The organism is Pseudomonas sp. GW822-FHT03F04 (assembly GCF_058801405.1).
The window spans coordinates 202,457-223,690 of sequence record NZ_JBXANF010000005.1 but is presented as its reverse complement, the minus strand read 5'-3'; the positions used below and the strand labels follow the sequence as shown (position 1 = coordinate 223,690).

Sequence of the window (21,234 nt, the reverse complement as noted above, 5' to 3'; positions counted from 1 at the left end):
TCCTTGTGTGATCAGGCACTTTCACTGTTCTGGGCGACAAACAGCACCACTTGCCACGGACTGCTGGTCAGCCGGGTGGCCGGCGCGGCGATCATCAGCGGCAACTGCGCGTCAAACCAGTTGCCTTCGGCCGTCACCACAAACAGTCGGGTGTCATCGCCGACGCTGTAGGCCACTTGCTCACTGCGGCTCATCGCCTGATGCATCAGGCCGCTCATGCGCTGGCGGCTGAGCAAGGCGATGTGTGGCGCCGAGGCGATGATCGCACCGCGCAGCCACTCGCCGGCCGCCTGCTCGCTGGCACCGTTGGGCATGCGCAGGCCGATGACCAGCCGCTGACTGGGTTGCTCGTCCGGCAACTGAATGGAAAAGCTGTGTTCACTGCGTTCGAAAGCGATGCTGCGGTAACCGGCGCGGATCAATTCCAGCGTGGTTTCCAGCCAGTCCAGCAGCGGCTCGTATCCGCGCTGCAACTCGAAAAAGTCCAGCGGCGCGAACGACGGCACGCCCGCCAGCGGATCCAGCGCCGACCACGCGCCGGCCAGCCCCAGCAACTGCACGTACAAACCCTGCGGATGGGCAATGCGACTGTTCAGCGAGCCTTCGACTTCCGGCAGCCGCGTCCATAACGCGGTCAGTTGGCGGCGGATCTCCAGCGCATCGTCCTGATTGCCGGACTGTTGTGCCTGACGCAGACGCCCGCCAAGGAACAGGCATTTCTCCCGGGCTCGCGCGCAGAGCCCGGCAATGCGCCGACCCAGCGGCGACTCCGGTAACAGGACCGGCGTCGGCGGTGTATAGGGCAACGGCAGGAAACCGCCGCCCTCCTTGCGGATTTTCAGCAGTGGCAGGCAGATCGAATCGGCCTTGTTCAGTTGCGTGCACAGACGCGGGTTGGGTCGCCACACCGTGATCGATTCGGGGAATTCGCCGCTGGTGAGATCCGGCAGCGCCTCGCCGACCACCGACTGCAATCGCCCCTTGAGCGGCAACAGTTGACCGGCGCGCCACAGTGGACTGATCGCCAGGTAAACGGTGACGGTCGCATCGTCGGTTTCGTTGATCGACGGGCCGACATCCAGCTCCAGCAACGGCCCGACACCTGCCTGCAGATTGACCGGCAACCCGTCCGGCATCGTCCCTTGCAACGACAGCACCCGCACCACCCCGGCACTCATCGCCGAAGGGTCGAACTCCATGTGGCCGACACCAAAGAACCACGGGTTGCACGCCTGGGCCAGATGCGCGCCGAGCGCTTCGGCCCGCAGGCCCTGCAACTGAAAATGCTGTGGCAGCAATTGCATGCCTTCATGCCAGCAGACCGCGTCAGGTAGCAGACTCATACGACTCCCTTCGACTGCACCGCAAACCGGCGGCGGACGGTTTTTTTCAGTTTTCCTTGCTGACCAGGCTCATCTCGCGGCTGTCGAACTTGAGCCAGGCATCGCTCTGATCGTCCAGCCGCAAGCGGTGCGCTCCGGGTGTGTTATAGCTGGCGAAGACTAAAAGTCCAGCCGCCCGCTTGCCCCCCAACGGGAAGGGTTGGCGGTCGATGAATTGCCCCGGCACCAGCTCCAGTCCCCACACGCTCATCAGCTGACGATAGTCGCGCTGGTACTGCTCGCGCCCGGCGAACCACTGCTGGGCGCTGATGCCCGACAGTTGTTTGAGCAGATCCGGGTCGTTGACCGCGATGAAATCCACGGCGATCGGTGTGTCGTCATTGGCCTTGGGCGCGACGTCGAGGGTCAGGCTGTCGAGGTCGACTTTCGGCCCGAAGAACGAACAGCCCGCAAGCAGCGCAAACCCGAGTGTTAGAAAAAGTCGTCCAGACAAAATGAATTTTCCTTTTCGCGAGACAGTCCAAAAATGTTTTTCGCTTGCATTTTTATAGACCTGTTCTAGCGTCTTGGGTAGTTCGGTTCCTACAGCCGAATGTGGAAGGTTTGTCAAAGGAACGACAGGTCATCTGCCTCCCTTTCTAACCTGTGGTCCAGCAAGGGAAAGCGATGAACGGGCCTCCCCGATGCATTGCGCCCGCTCATCGCATCGGAGTCCGCCGACATGGCAGAAAGTACCCAGCACAAGCTCGACCGGGTTCGCCCGCCTCGAGTGCAAATCACCTATGACGTCGAAATCGGCAACGCCATCGAGAAAAAGGAATTGCCGCTGGTCGTCGGGATCCTGGCCGACCTCTCGGGAAAACCGCTCGAACCATTGGCAAAACTGACTGAGCGACGTTTCACCGAAATCGACCGCGACAACTTCAACGAAGTGCTCGCCTCCATCGGCCCCCGTGCGACGCTGCAAGTCAACAACACCCTCAGCGGCGACGACAGCAAGCTGAACATCGAACTCAACTTCAAACACATCGACGATTTCGACCCGGTCAAGGTGGTGGAGCAAGTCACCCCGCTGCGCCGCCTGTTCGAAGCCCGTCAGCGCCTGCGCGATCTGCTGACCAAACTCGACGGCAACGATGATCTGGACAAGCTGTTGCGCGATGTCATCGCCAACACCGAAGGCTTGCAAGAGATCAAATCGGCCCGTCCGGACACCGCTACCCCGGCAGCTGATGCCGAGGCTCCGGCCGAACCGCAAGCCTGATCGTCCACCTGACCGAGGAAGAATTCGCCATGCCCGCCGCCGCCCAGAATCAAGCCAGCGAAAATGCTGCTGCCGAGACTTTATCCCTGCTTGACCGGATCATCGCCGAGGGCCGCATGGCCCATGACGACAGCCAGCAGGACTACGCCCGCGACATGCTCGCGGAATTCGCCACCCAGGTACTCGACGAAGGCATGGCCATCGACAAGGACACGGTGGCGATGATCAACGACCGCATCAGCCAGATCGACGAACTGATCAGCGCCCAGCTCAACGAAGTGCTGCATCACCCGGACCTGCAAAAACTCGAAGCGTCCTGGCGCGGCCTGCACATGCTGGTGCAGAACACCGAAACCAGCACCCGGTTGAAACTGCGTCTGCTCAACGTGACGCAGAAAGAGCTGCAGAACGACCTGGAAAAAGCCGTCGAATTCGATCAGAGCGCCCTGTTCAAGAAGATCTACGAAGAGGAATACGGCACCTTCGGTGGCCACCCGTTCAGCCTTTTGGTCGGTGACTACACCTTCGGCCGCCACCCGCAGGACATCGGCCTGTTGGAGAAACTGTCGAACGTCGCTGCCGCCGCCCACGCCCCGTTCATCGCTGCCGCCAGCCCGCGTCTGTTCGACATGAACAGCTTCACCGAACTGGCTGTGCCGCGTGATCTGTCGAAAGTGTTCGAGAGCCAGGAGCTGATCAAGTGGCGCTCGTTCCGTGAGAGCGAAGACTCGCGCTACGTCTCGTTGGTGCTGCCGCACTTCCTGCTGCGCCTGCCTTACGGCCCGGACACTTCGCCGGTGGAAGGCATCAACTACGTCGAAGACACCAACGGCACCGACCACAGCAAATACCTGTGGGGCAACGCCGCGTGGGCGCTGTCGCAACGCATCACCGAAGCCTTTGCCAAGTACGGCTGGTGCGCGGCGATCCGTGGTGCTGAAGGTGGCGGCGCGGTCGAAGGCCTGCCGGCGCACACCTTCCGCACCAGCTCCGGCGACCTGTCGCTCAAATGCCCGACCGAAGTGGCGATCACCGACCGCCGCGAGAAAGAGCTCAACGACCTCGGTTTCATCGCCCTGTGCCACAAGAAGAACAGCGACATCGCGGTGTTCTTCGGCGGCCAGACCACCAACAAGTCCAAGGTCTACAACACCAACGAGGCCAACGCCAACGCGCGAATCTCGGCGATGTTGCCGTACGTGCTCGCGGCCTCGCGTTTCGCCCATTACCTGAAGGTGATCATGCGCGACAAGGTCGGCAGTTTCATGACCCGCGACAACGTGCAGACCTACCTCAACAACTGGATCGCCGACTACGTGCTGATCAACGACAACGCGCCGCAGGAAATCAAGGCGCAATACCCGTTGCGTGAAGCGCGGGTGGACGTCACCGAAGTCGCCGGCAAACCCGGTGCCTATCGCGCGACCGTGTTCCTGCGGCCGCACTTCCAGCTGGAAGAACTGACGGCATCGATCCGCCTGGTCGCCACGCTGCCGCCTCCGGTAGCCGCCTGACCCGCATACGCCCGCAGGATGTTCCTGCGGGCGCTCCCCTGTTTGTCTAGCGCGACACCTTTCAGGAGTTTCAAGCGATGGATGCAATCATTCTCGACCTCGGCGGCGACATCAAAGGCGACAGCCTGCTCGAGGGCTACAAGGACAAGATCGAAGTCATGTCCTACAGCCACAACGTGGCGATGCAGGTAACCAACGACGTCAGCAACTCGGAGCGCACCTCCGGCCGCCCACACATCGGCGAGTTCACCCTGACCAAATTCGTCGACAGCTCGACGCCCTCCCTCAACGAATATTGCTGCGCCGGCAAACCGATCCCGGAAGCCAAGATCACCATCGGCCGCAACGCCGCCGAGGGCAGCGGGCAACTGATGCCGTTCATCATCTACACCCTGACCAACGTAGTGCTGTCCAACGTCAGCGTCAGCGGCGGTACCGGTGGCAAACCGGTGGAAACCATTTCCCTGAACTTCACCAAGATCAAATGGGAACTCACGGCGCAAAAAGACGACGGCACCAAGGAAGGCACCGCCGGCACGGTCTGGGACCTGGCGGCCAACAAGGCCAGCAAGTAACCGGACGCCCTCGCCATGGCTGGCACCGGCATCCGCGCACCGCTGTTCGAACGCCTCGCCTGGAGCGAGGCCGACGAGCCGCCGGAGTTCGATCGGCAGGATTTGCTCGACTCGGTGCACACCGAGCTCGGGCGCCTGTTCAACACCCGCCGCGGCCCGCGCACATTGACGGTGCCCCCCAGCGTGATCGACTACGGCATCGCCGACTGGAGTGCCCTGCAACAGCAGCGCAGCGATGACCGCCGTCGCCTGGCGCGGGACATTCGCGAGGCCATCACCCATTTCGAACCGCGCCTGCTGCTGGGCGAGGTTCAGGTCAATCCCCTCCCCGATCAGCCACAGCGATTGAGCATCCGTCTGCTCGGCGAGTTGCGCAGCGGCTCGCAGCACTGGCCGGTGGCCTTTGTCATCGAGCCCGGCAACGAAGGGCTGGAGGTGCGCCATGAGCGACTCGATTGACCCGCAACTGCTCGACTATTACCAACGCGAACTGACCTGGTTGCGCCACGCCGGCAGCCAGTTTGCCGAACGCTATCCGAAAGTCGCGCGGCGGCTGGAACTGTCGCCCGGTGAATGCCCGGATCCGCACGTCGAGCGATTGCTCGAAGGCTTCGCCCTGCTCGCGGCGCGCCTGCAACGGCGTCTGGATGACGACTACGCCGAGTTCAGCGATGCGTTGCTGGAGCAGCTCTATCCCTTGGCCGTGCGCCCGCTGCCGTCCTGCGCCATCGTGCAGTTCGAGCCGGACCCGAGCAAAGGCAAACTCGACGGCGGCTATCCCCTGCCCCGGGACACGCCGCTGTTCGTCACCACCAGCAAGGGCGAAAGCATTCACTTTCGCACCAGTGCCGCCGTGCGGCTGTGGCCGATCGAAGTGACTGAAGCGCTGCTGCTTGGCAGCGACGAAGCCCAGGCGCTGACCGGCGTGGCGCAGTCCCGTTCGGCCTTGCGCCTGAGCCTGCGTTGCCTGGGCGAAAGCCAATGGTCCGAGCTGGAGATCGACAGTTTACGCATTCACTTGGCCGCCTCACCCGTGATCAACGCCGGGCTCTATGACTTGCTCGGTGCCCACGCGGTGCAGGTACTTGCAGGCTCGCCGGGGAGTATTCCGGCGAAGGTGACGGGACTGCCGCAGATCGTCGGGTTTGCCGACGACGAAGTGCTGCTGCCGGACGAGGACGGCGTGCACCCGGGCATGCGTCTGCTGGCGGAATACTTTGCCTTCCCGGAAAAATTCCACTTCTTCGACCTGCCGCTCTCCGGCGTTTCCAGCAACAGCCAGACGCTCTACCTCTATATCGTTTTCGACCGTGCGCCGGCCGGCCGACTGCACTTGCAGGCCAGCGACATCGCACTGGGCTGTGCGCCGGTGATCAATCTGTTCCCACGCACCTCCGAGCCGTTGCGCCCCGATGGCACCCGCAGCGAGTACCGACTGGTCGCCGACAGCCACCGGGAAAACAGCGTCGAGATCCACAGCATCCGAGGCATGCGCGCCAGTTCCAGTGCCGGCGTGCAACGCCTGCCCGCCTATTACGGCAGCCAGCACAGCGGCGGCGATCAACAGCGTTACTGGCATGCGCGGCGAGTCAGTGGCCAGTCGCCAAACCGGCTCGGCAGCGATCTGTTGGTCAGCGTCGTCGACACCCGTTTTGAACCGCAAACCGATCTGCCCGACTACAGCCTCACGGCCGAACTGCTGTGCACCAACCGGCATCTGGCACAGAGTCTGCCGGCCGGTACGCCGCTGGGATTCGAACGGCCGGGCCCGGTAGCGTGGGCACGCCTGCGCAATCCGCCGAGCCCGCAGAGTCTGCCGCGACTGGACGGCGATTCACGCTGGCGGCTGGTGTCGCAACTGACCCTCAATCACCTGTCGCTGGTCGAAGGGCCACAGGCGCTGGACGCACTGAAGGAAATTCTTCATCTGCATAACCTGCGCGATGAAGCCAGCGCCCTGCGCCAGATCGAAGGCTTGCTGAGCCTCGCTTGCGAACGGGTGATCGGCCACGTCGGTGCCGATGCCTGGCGCGGCTGGCGCAACGGACTTGAAGTGCAGTTGCAGCTTGATCCGCAGCATTTCGTCGGCAGCAGCGCGGTGCTGTTCTCGGCGGTGCTCGCGCAATTCTTTTCGGTGTACGCCACGGCCAATCGCTTTGTGCGCACGGTGCTCATGCAGGCTGACAAGGAGGTCAAGGCATGGCAACCCCAAGCCGGCATGCCCCTGTCGCTCTGACACTCGGTCAGCGACTGCGCCGCGATCCGCAGGCCTTCGAATGGTTGCAGGCGTTGCTGTTGCTGGAGCGCGAACAGCCGCAGGCCGACTCCCTGGGTTCCGGTACGTCGCCGCAGGCCGAAGCGTTGAAATTGCGCGGGCCGTTGACGCCCGTGTTCGCCGCTAGCCAGATCGAAAGCCTTGAGGAAAAACCGGGCGAACCGCTGACCCTGAACACACCGATGTTCGGCCTCGGCGGCCCCGACGGCCCGTTGCCTTACGCCTATCAGGAATGGCTGCAACAACGGGCCCGGGCCAAGGATCACGCGCCCGCCGAGTTCCTCGACCTGTTCCAGCATCGGTTGCTCAGCCTGCTCTACAAGGTGATGCGCAAACACCGGATCGCCCTCGGCTTTACCACGCCCGGCGCTTCGCCGGTGCAGGCGCAATTGCGGGCGCTGACCGGGTTGCTGCCCAAGTCGTTGCAGGAGCGCCAGGCGATTCCCGACTGCGCCGTGCTGGCCTGCACGGCGTTGTACGCCGATGGCCGCCGGTCGTTGGCGGGGTTCGCAGCTATTGTCCGCGAGCAATTTGCCGTGCCGGTGGAGCTGAGCGCCTATGAAGGCGCGTGGCGTGAGATTCCGGCCGCCAGCCGCAGCGTCATGAAGGCTGGCGGGCGCAATCTGCAACTTGGTCGCACTGCGGTCGCCGGCACTCGGGTCTGGGATGAACACGCCGGGATTCGCCTGACGCTCGGCCCATTGTCCTCGGCGCAGGCCGGGCGCTTTTTGCCGGACGGCGAGGCGCACCCGGCACTGGCCAGCCTGGCAGCGCTGTATTTCGGCCCGGATCTGGACGTGAAACTGGTGATGCTGGTGCGAGGTGCCGGGCCGATGAAACTCGGTCGTCAGACCCCGGCGTTGTTGAGCTGGAACGGCGGTTTGCAGCGTCAGGCCAGCCTTGCAGTACAACGGATCGAAACCCGTCTTCGTCAGCTGGAGATCACCTGAAATGGAACTGGCCAGCCTGATCGGACGCCTCAACCCGGACAACCGCCGCGCCCTCGAACGCGCCGCGCAACGATGCCTGCAACGCGGGCATCACTTTGTCGAGATCGAGCATTTGTTGCTGGAGTTGCTCGATATCGAGGGCGGCGACTTTGCCTTTCTGCTGCCGCGTTTTGGATTGGAACGGGATGCATTGACGGCTGAAATCAACAAGGCGCTGGACCTGTTCAAGGCTGGCAGTACCCGCACGCCGGCACTGTCTTCGCACACGCTGGGATTGCTGGAAGATGCGGTGGTGCAAGCCAGCGTGCTGGGGATCGACAGCATTCGTTCCGGGCTGCTGTTGCTGGCATTGATCGATCGCGATGAGCGCCGCAGTTTGTTGCTCAACAGTGCATCGTCACTGCTGCGCATTCCAAAAGAAGCCCTGCGCGCGAACCTGCTGGAGTGGACGGAGAACTCCCGCGAGCACGCAGGCCCGCGCTCTGTCGCCTCTGGAAACCCTGCGCCACGGCAGGACTCGGTGCTCGATCAGTACACCCAGGACCTCACCGCCGACGCTCACGCCGGGCGCATCGACCCCATCGTTGGTCGCGACGGCGAGATTCGTCAGTGCATCGACATTCTCTTGAGGCGCCGGCAAAACAACCCGATTCTGGTCGGCGCACCCGGCGTGGGCAAAACCGCCGTGGTCGAAGGCCTGGCGCTGCGTATCGCCGCCGGGGACGTGCCGCCCTCCTTGCAGGAAGTCAGCCTGCGGGTGCTCGACCTCGGCCTGCTGCAGGCCGGGGCCGGGGTCAAAGGTGAATTCGAACAACGGCTCAAAGGCGTGATCGACGCCGTTCGCAGCGCCGACAAACCGATCATCCTGTTCATCGACGAAGCGCACACCTTGATCGGCGCTGGCGGAGCCGAGGGTGGCAGCGATGCGGCCAACTTGCTCAAACCTGCGCTGGCCCGTGGTGAGTTACGCACGTTGGCCGCCACGACCTGGATGGAGTACAAGAAATACTTCGAGAAAGACCCGGCCCTCGCCCGCCGCTTCCAGCTTGTGCAGGTCGAGGAACCGGATGAAATCACCGCCGTGGAAATGCTCCGTGGCGTGGCCGCCAAACTCGAACAACACCACGGCGTACAAGTGCTGGATGCGGCGATCCATGAAGCGGTGAAACTCTCGCACCGCTACATCTCCGGCCGTCAGTTGCCGGACAAAGCCATCAGCGTCCTCGACACCGCGTGCGCCCGGGTCGCCCTCGGCCAGCACGACGTGCCGCCACCGCTGGAGAGCCTGCGCCATCGCCAGCAAAGCCTGAAAGAAGAAGTCGAACGTCTGCGCCGCGAACAAGCCACAGGGCTCGATCACCGCGAACGCATCACCTTGCTGGAAAGTGAATCGAAGACCAACGTCCAGGCGATCCGCGAACTGGAAACCCGCTGGAGCGAAGAGCGCGTCGCCGTTCGCGAACTGCTCGACACCCGCCGCGAACTGCTCGACCTCAGCGAGCGCGCCGACAGCGACAAGCCCGACGAAGCCACTGACAGCCGCATTGATCATCTGGCCGCTGAACTGCTGCGCCTGGAAGCCGGGCTCGATGCGATTCGCCAGGACGATCCGCTGGTGCCCGAACAGGTCGACAGCAAAACCGTCGCTGCCGTGATCGCAGGCTGGACCGGCATCCCCGTCGGCAAAATGCTTGCCGACGAAGCCCATGCCGTGCGCACCCTCGGACAGCGCATGGGCTTGCGTGTGATGGGCCAGAAAACGGCACTCGCGACCATCGCCCAGCGCTTGCAGGCCTACCGCGCCGGGCTCACCGATCCGCAAAAACCGGTCGGTGTGTTCTTGCTGGTCGGGCCCACGGGCGTTGGCAAAACCGAAACCGCGTATGCGCTGGCCGATGCCTTGTACGGCGGCGAACGCAATCTGATCAGCATCAACCTCTCGGAATATCAGGAAGCCCACACCGTCAGCCAACTCAAGGGCGCACCTCCGGGTTACGTCGGTTATGGCAGCGGCGGCGTACTGACCGAAGCCGTGCGGCGCAAACCCTATTCGGTGGTGTTGCTGGATGAAATCGAGAAGGCACATCCGGATGTGCTGGAGGCGTTCTACAACGTCTTCGACAAAGGCTTGATGGAAGACGGCACCGGGCTGGTGGTGGACTTCAAGAACACCGTGATGCTCGCCACCAGCAATGTCGGCGCTGAACTGTTACTCGATACGCCCGTGTCACAGATCGGCTCTGAAGCCTTCAACGAGGCGCTGCACAAAGTCCTTTTGCAAGCCTTCCGCCCGGCGTTTCTGGCACGCATGACGGTGGTTGCGTACCGGCCGCTGGATGAGGCGACGCTGGAAGGAATTGTGTTGGCGAAGCTGGAGAAATTGCGTGGTCGTTACAAGGCCGCGACCGGCAAACAGTTCGAGTTTGATGCAGGAATCGTCAAAGCAGTACTCGCCAAATGCAGCGCGGCCGGGGCGCGTGATGTCGAGAACGTGTTGATGACGCAGGTGACCGGGAAGTTAGCGGAATGGGTGCTGGAATAGCACCCTTCATTTGCAAGGAATCAAACGGGCCGAGCTATTCGTCATTCGCTGCTTATTTATTCAAAAGGCGTTCAACCATGGGCAATACCTCATCAAACTCAAAAAAGGCCGATCAGCCTGAAGCATTGCTGTCATTGCTGCGCACAAACCCTGAAGCCTTTTTCGGCAGCCATGCCCTGATTGTGCGAGGCGGCTCCGCCACCCCGGACTGCAGTGTTTCACCCGTCTCGACGGGCAATAAAAGTGTATTGCAATTGAACGTCACGGCGGCGGGCATCGATTGGTATATCCCCTATAAAAACTTTGACGCGGGTTCTATCGAGGTCCCAAAAGGGCAGGACACAGGCACGCTGGTTGTGACGTGTTCAATGAACGGTTGTGCGCTGTCCGTTCATGGAACGGCAACCGGCAACCGCTTCTTTCATGATGCCGACGGCAAACACATGCCCGATCCGTTACCTGAAGGTGTTGAGCCCCTCCCCAAGTTTCGCCGCACAGATGCAGACTTTTCCGGAAGCGACTCCACCGACCTCAGCGCATTTATCGTCAAAGCCAAACAGGCTGCCGAGGAAGGCGCGAAGGACATTAACAAGTTTGTGAAGACCTGGTTTGAACACACGGTTGTCTCGGTAAAAACCGATGCCGGCTGGTCGGTTTACCGCTGTACCGTATTGATGTGGGGATCTGACTACACGTGGCTTAACAAGAACGCGCCTTTACTGGGAACGTTCCTGGACTGACGCCTGGTAAAAGCAAACCGGACGGCAAGAGAACAGCTCCAAAGAATCAAACGGGAGTCGATGAGGCAGCACGTGGTAGACATAAGGAAAAGTCATCATGTTGAAAAGTATTCTCGAAAGAACAAAAACACACCTGATGATGAACATAGACACAACTCATTCAGGAACCGTTGACTTCGACCTGGAACGTCCGTCTTCCGGTCCGCAATACATGCTGGTCAATTCCGGCGGGCCTTATCGGGCCTACTACTTGGCGTGGCGTGAGGACAGCGGACTGTTTATTGACCTGCCTGCCGCCCCCACCGGAACCGACCCGATTGTTTTTCTTACGGCAAATCTCACGGGCTGTTGCGTAGGCATTCAGAATTACGGTGGTTTTATCAGGGTTCGTCATTACAACCTGGCGACTGAGGACGATCACAAACCGGTCTTCTCCCGTGATGATCTGGCCAGATACGGCACTAACATTTCCTGGTTATTGCCGGCGGACAAGTACAACGCGGCTACTCTGAACAACGCGACTTCCTATACACATTTTGGCCCATGGACAGATGCTGTCATCTGGGGTGAATACGTGGCCCGATACTGGCCGTTCACCTCAAAGTGGCACTTCTACTATCAGGACGGCAATGCCAGTACTGTCGTTCATGAGTTGAACTATCAATAGCAGGCCATTTGATGCCCCGCTCCACCGACAGCAATACCACGCTCTCCCTCACCGCCCCCTCGCTGTCGGCGCTTTACCCCGATTCGCTGGCCGGTGACGAATCGCTCAACTCACTCGGCTCGCAAACCCTCAACGGCCTCAACGACGGCACCGCCCTCACCCTGACCAGCGCTGTCGCCACTCACGTCACCACCACCCTGCACAACGACGCCCAACTCCGTCCCTTCGACGCACTGGTCGCCGAAATCCGCCAACTCCCTGCCGACGCCACCGCCGAGCGCTATCAACTCGTATTGCGCCCGTGGCTCTGGTGGCTGACCCTGGCCAGCAACAACCGGGTATTCCAGAACCTCGCCACTTCGGACATCGTCACCACGATCTTCAAGGCTCACGGTTTCAGCGATTTCAAACTGTCGCTGACCGGCAGTTACACGCCACGCGAATACTGCGTGCAGTACGGCGAAACCGATTTCGCCTTCGTCTCGCGACTGCTGGAAGAGGAAGGCATCTTCTGGTTTTTCACCCACGAAGACGGCAAGCACACGCTGGTGCTGGGTGATAGCAATGACGCCTTTGTACAGATCCCCAACGGTCCGAAGGTCAAGTATCTGGGTCAGCAAATGGGTGAACGTGAGCTGCACGGCATCCGCTCCGGCCAGGTGTGCGTGCAGGCTGTCGCGGGCGTGTATCGAGCGACGGATTACGAGTTCACCACGCCGACCACCTCGCTCTATGGCCAGGCCGAAGCCGTGGCCGGGCCGCGCTCTATCTACGAGCATCCCGGTGGTTACAACGCCAAGGCTCGGGGTGATGCGCTGACCAAGCAACGGGTCGACGGTTTGCGCAGTGAAGAGAAGCGATTTGTCGGCGAAAGCGATTGTCGTTGGTTGATCCCGGGCCACTGGTTCACCCTCGACGGCCACGAAGATCCGAGCCTGAATATCGATTGGGTGGTCACGCATGTCACCCACGACGCCAGCCACGAAAGCTATCGCAACCGCTTCGAAGCAATCCCTAAAGCCACGCCCTTTCGCCCGCAACGCACCACACCGAAACCGCGCATGCATCCGCAGTCCGCCCTCGTGGTCGGCAAGTCCGGGGAAGAAATCTGGACCGACGAGTACGGCCGGATCAAGTTGCAGTTCCCCTGGGATCGCGACGGCAAGAACGATGAAACCAGCTCCTGCTGGGTGCGCGTGGTGTTGCCGTGGAGCGGCAAGGGGTTCGGCATGCAGTTTGTGCCGCGCATCGGCCAGGAAGTCATCGTGACCTTTATCGACGGCGATCCGGATCGGCCGCTGGTCACCGGATGCGTCTACAACGGCGACAACGCCCTGCCCTATGCCTTGCCCGCCAACCAGACTCAATCGGGGATCAAGACCCAGTCGTCCAAGGGCGGCGGCGGTTTCAACGAGCTGCGTTTCGAGGACAAGAAGGATGCCGAAGAAGTGTTCCTGCAAGCGCAGAAAGACCTGAAGATCAACGTGCTCAACGACACCACCGCCACCGTCGGCCACGACGAAACCCTCACGGTGCAGAACGCCCGCACCCGCACGGTCAAGGAAGGCGACGAAACCGTGACGCTTGAGAAAGGCAAACGCAGCGTGACCATCCAGACCGGCAGCGACAGCCTCGATGTGAAGGACAGTCGCACCGTGAAGGTCGGCGCCGACCAGACCCACAGCACCGGCGGCAACTACACCGACAAGGTCACGGGCGATTACAGCCTGACGGTGGACGGCAACCTGACAATCAAGGTCAGCGGCACCCTCACGCTGCAAAGCGGCGGCAGTTTCACGATCAAGAGCGGCGCGGATCTGGCGACCTCCGCCAGCACTTCGATCACCCAGAAGGCCGGCACCGCCATGACCAACCAGGCCGGCACCTCGCTGGACAACAAGGCCGGGACAACATTGACCAATGATGCTGGCATCAGCCTGACCAACAAGGGTGCGGCCTCGCAGACCGTGGACGGCGGCGGCATGCTGACCATCAAGGGCGGGCTGGTGCAGGTCAACTGACACGGAGTCACCATGGCGATCATACCGCTGGATTTGCAGCAGGATGACAAACACCTCAAGGGGCGTCTGCAGGACGGGCAACTCGATGGTCCGTTGAGCATCAAGGATGACGGTCGCCAACAGGCAGACCTGAATTACAGTCAGGGCGAATTGCAGGGCACGTCCCTGCTCTATCACCCCAACGGCAAGGTGTCGGCGCAGATGCCGTTCGTGCGCGACAAACTGCAGGGCATCGCCAGTTTCTACGCGCCCGAGGGCTGGTTGCAGCGCAAGGCCACCTACCGGCGCGGGTTATTGCATGGCGAGGCGTTCAATTACTTTCCCGACGGACAAGTGGCGGAGGCCGAGTTCTATCGCGACGGCGTGCGTGAGGGTCGCTATCAGCGCTTTCACCCGAACGGCAAACCGGCGGTGGATGCGCGTTATCTGAATGGGCAGTTGATGGAACCGGAGCAAGGGTTCGCCGAGGACGGGCGGCCGCTGGATGCCGATGGCAAGCCGATTTCCCGGGTGCGCTGGTGGTATCGCAAATGGACGGATCCGGCGCAGGCCTGACTCAGGGAATCAACATCTGCATCTGCCCCGGCATCACGATCTTGATCACCCCCGCCCAGTTGCACATCAACGTGCTGTTGGCATCGATCGCCGGCATCCCGCCCAGCAGCAAGGTCGGCGCGCCGCCGGGGATCCACGGCGAGGCGGTGGCGGGAATGCACGGCATCGGCGTCAACACACCCAGCGCTGCGGCAGTGGCGGCGGCGACCATCGGGTTGGCCATGCTCATGCACATGCCGAACGTGGTGACGTTGACCAGCGGAATGTGATCCATGATGTTCGCCGCCGGCATTCCGCCGGTCAGCGTGCGGTTGACCGGCAGCACGTTGAGCACTGCCGGCGCGGCGCCGAAACTGCATTGCAGGGTGGCGCTGGCACAGACTTGCGGGCAGCCCATTTCAAAGCTCCTTTCTGAACAAGGCATTCGCGCTAAACCTTAGTCGCCAGCGGCCCGCCGCGCACATTCCCAAAGGTGATTATCGTGCAACACGCTAACCTATAAGACCGAACCGCGCTTGTGACCGCCCGAGCGCGCCATTAGATTAGCCAATGATGTCTGGCCTCCAAAATAAGCAGAAGGGATAAGCATGGCGCTTACTGACCAGTCCACCCGTATCCGCTCTGGCGAAGAACTCGATGCCAGCCTGATCGATCCGTACCTCAAGGCGCACATTCCGGGCCTGACCGGCACGCCGCAGATCAGCCAGTTTCCCGGCGGCGCGTCGAACCTGACCTACCTGCTGGAATACCCGGATCAGGAATTCGTCCTGCGCCGTCCGCCGTTCGGCCACAAGGCCAAGTCCGCCCACGACATGGGCCGCGAATTTCGCATCCTCAACCAGTTGCGCGACGGCTTCCCGTATTGCCCGAAAGCCTACGTGCACTGCACCGACGATTCGGTGATCGGCGCCGAGTTCTACGTGATGGAACGGGTCAAGGGGATCATCCTGCGCTCGGACCTGCCACCGGAACTGGGCCTGGATTCGGCGAAAACCGAAGCCCTGTGCAAGAGCTTCATCGATCGTTTCGTCGAGCTGCACCGGGTCGATTACAACGCCTGCGGCCTCGGCGATCTGGGCAAGCCTGAAGGCTACGTCGCCCGCCAGATCAAAGGCTGGAGCGAACGCTACGAAAAAGCCCTGACCCCGGATGCACCGCACTGGGAAAAGGTCAAAGCCTGGCTCAACGACAAGATGCCGGCCGATCACCCGACTTCCAGCATCGTCCACAACGACTACCGCTTCGACAACGTCATCCTCGACCCGAACAACCCGATGCAGATCATCGGCGTGCTCGACTGGGAACTGACCACCCTCGGCGATCCGCTGATGGACCTGGGCAACACCCTCGCCTACTGGATCCAGGCCGACGACCCGGCACCGGTGCAACTGATGCGCCGCCAACCGAGCCACGCCCCGGGCATGCTGACCCGCCGCGAATTCGTCGACTACTACGCCGAGCGTTCGGGCATCCAGATCGACAATTTCGACTTCTACTACACCTACGGCCTGTTTCGCCTGGCCGGCATCGTGCAGCAGATCTACTACCGCTTCTTCCATGGCCAGACCCAGGACAAACGCTTCGCGCAGTTCATTCACATGAACAAACTGCTGGAGCACATGAGCCTGCAGGTCATTGCCAAATCCAGCCTCTGATGACGGCGTTATAACAAGGCTTACTACAAGGGAATCCCATGTCCAAGACTCAGTTGTTCGACCTCGACGGCAAGATCGCTTTCGTCTCCGGCGCCAGCCGTGGCATCGGTGAAGCCATCGCCAAACTGCTGGCCCAGCAAGGCGCCCATGTGATCGTTTCGAGCCGCAAACTCGAAGGCTGCCAACACGTGGCCGACGCCATCATCGCCGCCGGCGGCAAGGCCACAGCGGTCGCCTGCCACATCGGCGAAATGGAACAGATCAGCCAGGTCTTCGCCGGGATCAAGGAACAGTTCGGGCGCCTCGACATTCTGGTCAACAACGCCGCGACCAACCCGCAGTTCTGCAACGTGCTGGACACCGACCTCGGCGCCTTCCAGAAAACCGTCGACGTGAACATCCGCGGCTACTTCTTCATGTCGGTGGAAGCCGGCAAGCTGATGCGCGAAAACGGTGGCGGCAGCATCATCAACGTGGCGTCGATCAACGGCATTTCGCCGGGGATCTTCCAGGGCATCTACTCGGTGACCAAAGCCGCCGTGATCAACATGACCAAAGTCTTCGCCAAGGAATGCGCGCAATTCGGCATCCGCTGCAACGCCCTGCTGCCGGGCCTGACCGACACCAAATTCGCCTCGGCCCTGGTGAAGAACGACGCGATCCTGAAACAGGCCCTGACACAGATCCCGCTAAAACGCGTAGCCGACCCGAGCGAAATGGCCGGCGCCGTGCTGTACCTGGCAAGCGATGCGTCGAGCTACACCACCGGCGTGTCGCTGAACGTGGACGGCGGTTTCCTGTCCTGATCCGCTTCTGACGCAAACGAAAAGGCAGCCCAAGGGCTGCCTTTTTCATGCCTCCAGAACCTTCGGCAACTGCCAGCCAAAATGCACCGACAACAACCGCAACAACAAACACGCCGCCCCCGCCAGCAACGCCGCAGCCACTGGCGGAACCCCCAGCCTGCGCCCGATGATCAACACCGCTGCGCCGACAAACGCCGAACTGGCATACAAATCCGCCTGCAACACCACCGGCACCCGCGCCAGCACGATGTCACGCAGCACCCCGCCACCGACGCCGGTAATCGTGCCCATCAGCATGGACACAAACGGCGAGATCCCGAAATTCAACGCTTTCTGCGCCCCGGCCACGGCAAACAGCGCCAACCCCGCCGCGTCCAGCACGATCAAGGTCGAACCGGACCAGCCCAGCACCAGTTCATGAAAAACAAACGCCACCCCGCCCATGGCAAACGCCAGCGCCGGATAACGCCAGTCAGCCACAGCCTTGGGTGGTGTAGCGCCGATCAACAGATCACGGGTCACCCCGCCGCCGAGTGCGACGATAAAGGCAATCACCATCACCCCGAGCAGATCGAGCTGACTGCGCATCGCCGCAATCGCGCCTTCAACCGCAAACACCGCCGTGCCGACCAGATCGGCCACCAGCACAATCCGCTCGACCCGCGCCTTCGACGGCGCGTGCGTTATTGAGTGACGCAACGAGTCTTGGTGATGTGTCGGGTTACCTGCCCGTCGGCATACATGTCACCGGCGACCTCGGTATTTTCCATCACCTGACAGGTGCGTTCAGGTGGCGGAGGCGGCGCGGCCGGCGGAGGGGGTGGAGGACTGGCACAGCCCACTAGTAAAACGGTGAAAAAAGCTAACGGCAACACGCGTTTCCCAGGATTGTTCATATTTCAACCCGCGGTAAATGGAAGAGCCACTCCCGCGACCGAATCGACCACGGAAGACCTAACCACTCATTCTTTATAGCCGACCGCCCCGCTTGCGCCAGTGGATTGGAATTCCGGACTATAGCTAAGCCATTTTTCGGCTCATATAACGCTGATACCCCTAAGATAGAAGGCAAGAATGTATGAGAGGTCTTGCCCGAATACGTAGGCTATTCAATAGTAACGCTATCTTGTGAGACGAAAAAATTTGCTAGTAGCGCCTTTTAAAAACTAGAATACTCATGGCAATGTGACATCTCGACCACCATTAACCTTGAAGTCAAAAGCCGAGACAGACTAAACGAGCTTTATATAAGGACGTATATGAAACACTTAAAATCAATCAGAGTCAGAAATTTAAGAAGCTTCGGCGAAGATAATGAACATATTCCACTTAAGAAAATAAATATTTTAGTCGGAAAAAATAGCTGCGGAAAAAGCTCGCTACTAAGGACATTTCCCCTATTAAGGCAATCAGTTCAAGCAGACACTAAAAACCCAATACTTTGGTATGGAAGCTTTGTTGATTTCGGAGACATCAAAACCGCTACCAATCTAAAGGCGAAAGAAATATTCTTCGACTTCAACCTAGAGGTATCCATACAGGAAGAAATTGATACCCTAGACCAAATGGCCTCTAACCTCATTAAAAAATTCAATCCCACTCAAAAGACCGCATCGAATAATTTCCCAATAAAATTTACACTTGGCATTAGTAGAGACACCCACCTAGACACTATAAACAGAATCAGCATCCAAACAGCCGAAACCACCATAGAGATACTTTATAAAGAAGAAACAGTAATAAGCATTGAACTAAAAGTCGGAGAAAAAACCCTATTCAAGGGATTCGAGGAGATAGAGATAATTGAAAAAGGAAACCTGATCCCTATTGATTTTTCCGACCGAAAAAAATCAAAAAACCTCTTTAGCTTTTGGCCAACGGAAAGGATTCGCTTTGTATTCAGAGAAATGCTTGCTGACTACGCCCTTGGAGAAAATGCACAAAACAAAAAAAGAGAACAACTAATATCCGCCGCAACCAGCATCAAGCTACAACCAAAAAACAAAACACACACCGAACTTAAAAAATTATTCAATAGTAACAAAAAACTACTATCTGACCTGACATCAAACAAAGAAAATGTAGTTGACGAATGCTTTAGTTATATCCTTGGCGCAAACTTACATAAATTCTTAAAAGCAATTGATTCCGCTCTCACAAATTTTTACTCAGGCGTGAAATATCTCGGCCCAGTCAGGGCTTCTGCTGAACGCTTCTATCGTTATCAAGACCTCCAAGTCGCAGAAGTAGATCATACGGGATCAAATCTTCCGATGGTCATTAATTCTTTAAAAAAAACAGAGCGCGCGCAGCTAAATACCTGGATACATGAAAATTTTGGTTTCGAATTACAACTTACAAATACAGGATCACACTACGCCATCGAAATCAAAGAAAGTAGTGCCTCTAACTTCCATAACGTTAGCGATATGGGGTTCGGCTATTCACAACTCCTACCAATTATTGTATCCATATGGCTTGAAAACAATATAAAGGTAAAAAAGGCACCCTTCCGCCCAAGTGATTCCCCTCAACTTATATTAGCTATAGAACAGCCCGAACTCCATCTCCACCCAGAACTTCAATACAAATTTGGACGAGCCATTGCCAAAATAGCAAACCTCCAGAACTCACAGAATTTTTGCTTTGTTTTAGAAACACACAGCAAGCACATTATCGATGCCATTGGCGAATGCATAGAAGAAAAGCAAATAAGCCTAGACGATGTAAACATCACCTTATTCGAAAAAGATAAAAGCGGCTTTACGAAAACATCGCACTCGACATTTAACGATTCAGGGTATCTTGTTAGTTGGCCAGCTGGATTTTTGTCGCCATGATCATAGTTATTAATGAAACAGGCGACCTGACAAAATCACCAGAAAAACTGAAGGCTATAAACAATATTCTTCTAGCCTATGGTGAAGGAAAGCATGTGTTATGGATGCCTGCAAAAAAAATCGAAAGCCTTATTTCCTCCAATCTAATACACGGATATCAACTTCAAGTACTGCATGAACTCAAAGAGAACTCAAGACTTGCAAAAGCCTCTATAAACAGCTTCGACTTCTCGATAGAAGTAGACTTTACAGGAATAAAAAGCTTCGACTATTCAGAGCCTAACAAAATAACCATTAGCTATTCTTACTTCACTGACAGCGCATCGGTTCAACCACCAATATTCGTTGCAGAAAACCTCTCAGACGTGGAGTTTTATGAGCTAGGTGGCAAAGTCCACCTAAGAAATGAAAAACTACTCGGCATATATAATACAAAATTCAGGAAAGTATCAGGTGGAGGAAATCCAACAATCGAGTCATTTGAGTATCACCTAAATCAAAAAGATCTAATACTGTGCATATTGGATAGTGATAAAAAACATCCAAAAGAAGGAGCGAAGGATACAGCCTCGCGATTTTCTTCATATAAGTGCGGTTGGGGTCAAGGATACTGGCTTCATATCTTGGAATGTACCGAAGCAGAGAATCTAGTACCTTGGGCTATCGCAAAAAAAGCTCTCGAAAAAACAAATAATCCTGAGCTACAAAAATTCTCAGACATTTCCCCAGCCATCAGAAAATTTCTTGATCACAAAAAAGGAATTTCCATCAAGGAGGCTCTCGAACTCGACAAAACCCAGGGAGAAAAATACTGGGAAGACTTGCTCCCCAGCAACACTGAGCAGATCCTCGATACCTTTATCTGTGGTTCACTAGGCAATCATTTCTTAGATCATTCTATTGATCTTATGAAGTCCATGACAATACATAAGCTATCCGAAGCAATAGATAACGGACGAGACTCTGCATATCTAAACTTATCAAGAATGGTTGCTTCCTGGGGAGTATGCCTACAAAAACCGATAAGATAAAATCAAAACAGCACTCGATACAAAAGTGCACTAGCTAACAAACAGAAGTGCACTTCACACCACTCACGCATTATCAATCAACTTCTCATATACCGACAAGTAAATTACCGACATACCCCCAAAAAAAACTGCCACCACAACACCCTCCACCCCCAACTAAACACTGTTGTATATTCTTCAGATATTACCGATCCCTTGTACAAAGAAAAAAGCGCAAGAGCACTATAACAAGTTACTCTCCAACTCATATCTCAACTCTTCAATTAAAGCCTCAATTGACTCTGGCGTACGCAGCGAATTCAGCCGCAATCCACTAATCACCAGATCCACCTGCCCCGACACCGGATGATAAAGCTTCACCGTCAATGAATGATCACCATCCACCAGACACTCACACGCGAGTGGCAAAAAACTGCGCTCAAGCTGCACTCGCAACTGTGCCAGATTCATCATATG

At 58.2% G+C, this 21,234-nt stretch carries 20 protein-coding genes; 15 read left to right on the top strand and 5 right to left on the bottom strand.

What is annotated here, in order from left to right; all coding sequences use genetic code 11:
- Positions 1-11: 11 nt before the first annotated feature.
- Both tssK and AC1RMX_RS13495 read right to left on the bottom strand, forming a co-directional pair.
- Positions 12-1,343: a type VI secretion system baseplate subunit TssK gene (gene tssK, locus AC1RMX_RS13500; protein ID WP_273535360.1), complete on the bottom strand. Its 1,332-nt coding sequence runs from the start codon at positions 1,341-1,343 to the stop codon at positions 12-14.
- A gap of 46 nt (positions 1,344-1,389) precedes the next feature.
- Positions 1,390-1,836 (bottom strand): type VI secretion protein, encoded by a 447-nt coding sequence (locus AC1RMX_RS13495; protein WP_493065069.1) that lies wholly within the window; start codon positions 1,834-1,836, stop codon positions 1,390-1,392.
- Positions 1,837-2,064: 228 nt separating this feature from the next.
- Here AC1RMX_RS13495 and tssB point away from each other — a divergent pair, with 228 nt between their 5' ends.
- From tssB to AC1RMX_RS13440, 11 genes are all read left to right on the top strand, one after another.
- Positions 2,065-2,607 (top strand): type VI secretion system contractile sheath small subunit, encoded by a 543-nt coding sequence (gene tssB, locus AC1RMX_RS13490; protein ID WP_064117633.1) that lies wholly within the window; start codon positions 2,065-2,067, stop codon positions 2,605-2,607.
- Between the two features lie 29 nt (positions 2,608-2,636).
- Entirely contained in the window at positions 2,637-4,121 is a 1,485-nt protein-coding gene (gene tssC / locus AC1RMX_RS13485; RefSeq protein ID WP_039767165.1) for a type VI secretion system contractile sheath large subunit, read from the top strand.
- 77 nt (positions 4,122-4,198) lie between these two features.
- A complete protein-coding gene (locus AC1RMX_RS13480; RefSeq protein ID WP_102622083.1) occupies positions 4,199-4,696 on the top strand; it encodes an Hcp family type VI secretion system effector in 498 nt (165 codons plus the stop codon).
- A 15-nt stretch (positions 4,697-4,711) separates the two neighbouring features.
- Positions 4,712-5,155 carry a type VI secretion system baseplate subunit TssE gene (gene tssE, locus AC1RMX_RS13475; protein WP_102622084.1) on the top strand — a complete coding sequence of 148 codons (444 nt, stop codon included), beginning with the start codon at positions 4,712-4,714 and terminating at the stop codon, positions 5,153-5,155.
- Positions 5,139-6,932 (top strand): type VI secretion system baseplate subunit TssF, encoded by a 1,794-nt coding sequence (tssF, locus tag AC1RMX_RS13470; protein ID WP_493072248.1) that lies wholly within the window; start codon positions 5,139-5,141, stop codon positions 6,930-6,932. Before tssE ends, tssF begins: the two co-directional genes overlap by 17 nt.
- Positions 6,896-7,921 carry a type VI secretion system baseplate subunit TssG gene (gene tssG, locus AC1RMX_RS13465; RefSeq protein ID WP_102622086.1) on the top strand — a complete coding sequence of 342 codons (1,026 nt, stop codon included), beginning with the start codon at positions 6,896-6,898 and terminating at the stop codon, positions 7,919-7,921. Before tssF ends, tssG begins: the two co-directional genes overlap by 37 nt.
- Before the next feature lies 1 nt (position 7,922).
- Entirely contained in the window at positions 7,923-10,463 is a 2,541-nt protein-coding gene (gene tssH, locus AC1RMX_RS13460) for a type VI secretion system ATPase TssH (protein WP_096820217.1), read from the top strand.
- A gap of 77 nt (positions 10,464-10,540) precedes the next feature.
- On the top strand, positions 10,541-11,203 hold the full coding sequence (locus AC1RMX_RS13455; protein ID WP_493072246.1) for a hypothetical protein: 663 nt from the start codon (positions 10,541-10,543) through the stop codon (positions 11,201-11,203).
- Positions 11,204-11,300: 97 nt separating this feature from the next.
- Positions 11,301-11,870, top strand: coding sequence for a hypothetical protein (locus AC1RMX_RS13450; RefSeq protein ID WP_096820219.1), 570 nt, complete (start codon positions 11,301-11,303; stop codon positions 11,868-11,870).
- 11 nt (positions 11,871-11,881) lie between these two features.
- Complete coding sequence (tssI, locus tag AC1RMX_RS13445; protein WP_493072244.1) at positions 11,882-13,891, top strand: type VI secretion system tip protein TssI/VgrG; 2,010 nt, start codon at positions 11,882-11,884, stop codon at positions 13,889-13,891.
- Positions 13,892-13,903: 12 nt separating this feature from the next.
- On the top strand, positions 13,904-14,446 hold the full coding sequence (locus tag AC1RMX_RS13440; protein WP_096820221.1) for a toxin-antitoxin system YwqK family antitoxin: 543 nt from the start codon (positions 13,904-13,906) through the stop codon (positions 14,444-14,446).
- A 1-nt stretch (position 14,447) separates the two neighbouring features.
- On the opposite strand, the gene AC1RMX_RS13435 is transcribed toward AC1RMX_RS13440, so the two are convergent.
- On the bottom strand, positions 14,448-14,843 hold the full coding sequence (locus AC1RMX_RS13435; RefSeq protein ID WP_085732036.1) for a DUF4280 domain-containing protein: 396 nt from the start codon (positions 14,841-14,843) through the stop codon (positions 14,448-14,450).
- A gap of 190 nt (positions 14,844-15,033) precedes the next feature.
- Here AC1RMX_RS13435 and AC1RMX_RS13430 point away from each other — a divergent pair, with 190 nt between their 5' ends.
- Positions 15,034-16,101, top strand: coding sequence for a phosphotransferase family protein (locus tag AC1RMX_RS13430; protein ID WP_096820222.1), 1,068 nt, complete (start codon positions 15,034-15,036; stop codon positions 16,099-16,101).
- 38 nt (positions 16,102-16,139) lie between these two features.
- On the top strand, positions 16,140-16,907 hold the full coding sequence (locus AC1RMX_RS13425) for an SDR family oxidoreductase (RefSeq protein WP_085687598.1): 768 nt from the start codon (positions 16,140-16,142) through the stop codon (positions 16,905-16,907).
- A gap of 45 nt (positions 16,908-16,952) precedes the next feature.
- Here AC1RMX_RS13425 and AC1RMX_RS13420 read toward each other — a convergent pair whose 3' ends face one another.
- Positions 16,953-17,606, bottom strand: coding sequence for a trimeric intracellular cation channel family protein (locus tag AC1RMX_RS13420; protein ID WP_493072241.1), 654 nt, complete (start codon positions 17,604-17,606; stop codon positions 16,953-16,955).
- Between the two features lie 560 nt (positions 17,607-18,166).
- Between AC1RMX_RS13420 and AC1RMX_RS13415 the strand changes: the two genes are divergently transcribed.
- On the top strand, positions 18,167-19,747 hold the full coding sequence (locus tag AC1RMX_RS13415) for an AAA family ATPase (RefSeq protein WP_493072239.1): 1,581 nt from the start codon (positions 18,167-18,169) through the stop codon (positions 19,745-19,747).
- On the top strand, positions 19,744-20,778 hold the full coding sequence (locus AC1RMX_RS13410) for a hypothetical protein (protein ID WP_493072237.1): 1,035 nt from the start codon (positions 19,744-19,746) through the stop codon (positions 20,776-20,778). Before AC1RMX_RS13415 ends, AC1RMX_RS13410 begins: the two co-directional genes overlap by 4 nt.
- 222 nt (positions 20,779-21,000) lie before the next feature.
- On the opposite strand, the gene AC1RMX_RS13405 is transcribed toward AC1RMX_RS13410, so the two are convergent.
- Entirely contained in the window at positions 21,001-21,231 is a 231-nt protein-coding gene (locus AC1RMX_RS13405; protein WP_096822537.1) for a DUF1652 domain-containing protein, read from the bottom strand.
- Between the last annotated feature and the right edge of the window lie 3 nt (positions 21,232-21,234).

Excerpts from the sequence above, each read along its gene's own strand:
- AC1RMX_RS13425 (WP_085687598.1), top strand. The coding sequence starts at position 16,140 with ATGTCCAAGACTCAGTTGTTCGACCTCGACGGCAAGATCGCTTTCGTC.
- tssF (WP_493072248.1), top strand. The coding sequence starts at position 5,139 with ATGAGCGACTCGATTGACCCGCAACTGCTCGACTATTACCAACGCGAA.
- AC1RMX_RS13455 (WP_493072246.1), top strand. The coding sequence starts at position 10,541 with ATGGGCAATACCTCATCAAACTCAAAAAAGGCCGATCAGCCTGAAGCA.
- AC1RMX_RS13480 (WP_102622083.1), top strand. The coding sequence starts at position 4,199 with ATGGATGCAATCATTCTCGACCTCGGCGGCGACATCAAAGGCGACAGC.
- tssE (WP_102622084.1), top strand. The coding sequence starts at position 4,712 with ATGGCTGGCACCGGCATCCGCGCACCGCTGTTCGAACGCCTCGCCTGG.
- AC1RMX_RS13430 (WP_096820222.1), top strand. The coding sequence starts at position 15,034 with ATGGCGCTTACTGACCAGTCCACCCGTATCCGCTCTGGCGAAGAACTC.
- AC1RMX_RS13415 (WP_493072239.1), top strand. The coding sequence starts at position 18,167 with ATGAAACACTTAAAATCAATCAGAGTCAGAAATTTAAGAAGCTTCGGC.
- AC1RMX_RS13410 (WP_493072237.1), top strand. The coding sequence starts at position 19,744 with ATGATCATAGTTATTAATGAAACAGGCGACCTGACAAAATCACCAGAA.
- AC1RMX_RS13440 (WP_096820221.1), top strand. The coding sequence starts at position 13,904 with ATGGCGATCATACCGCTGGATTTGCAGCAGGATGACAAACACCTCAAG.
- tssH (WP_096820217.1), top strand. The coding sequence starts at position 7,923 with ATGGAACTGGCCAGCCTGATCGGACGCCTCAACCCGGACAACCGCCGC.
- AC1RMX_RS13435 (WP_085732036.1), bottom strand. The coding sequence starts at position 14,843 with ATGGGCTGCCCGCAAGTCTGTGCCAGCGCCACCCTGCAATGCAGTTTC.
- tssC (WP_039767165.1), top strand. The coding sequence starts at position 2,637 with ATGCCCGCCGCCGCCCAGAATCAAGCCAGCGAAAATGCTGCTGCCGAG.
- tssG (WP_102622086.1), top strand. The coding sequence starts at position 6,896 with ATGGCAACCCCAAGCCGGCATGCCCCTGTCGCTCTGACACTCGGTCAG.
- AC1RMX_RS13450 (WP_096820219.1), top strand. The coding sequence starts at position 11,301 with ATGTTGAAAAGTATTCTCGAAAGAACAAAAACACACCTGATGATGAAC.
- tssK (WP_273535360.1), bottom strand. The coding sequence starts at position 1,343 with ATGAGTCTGCTACCTGACGCGGTCTGCTGGCATGAAGGCATGCAATTG.
- tssI (WP_493072244.1), top strand. The coding sequence starts at position 11,882 with ATGCCCCGCTCCACCGACAGCAATACCACGCTCTCCCTCACCGCCCCC.
- tssB (WP_064117633.1), top strand. The coding sequence starts at position 2,065 with ATGGCAGAAAGTACCCAGCACAAGCTCGACCGGGTTCGCCCGCCTCGA.
- AC1RMX_RS13405 (WP_096822537.1), bottom strand. The coding sequence starts at position 21,231 with ATGATGAATCTGGCACAGTTGCGAGTGCAGCTTGAGCGCAGTTTTTTG.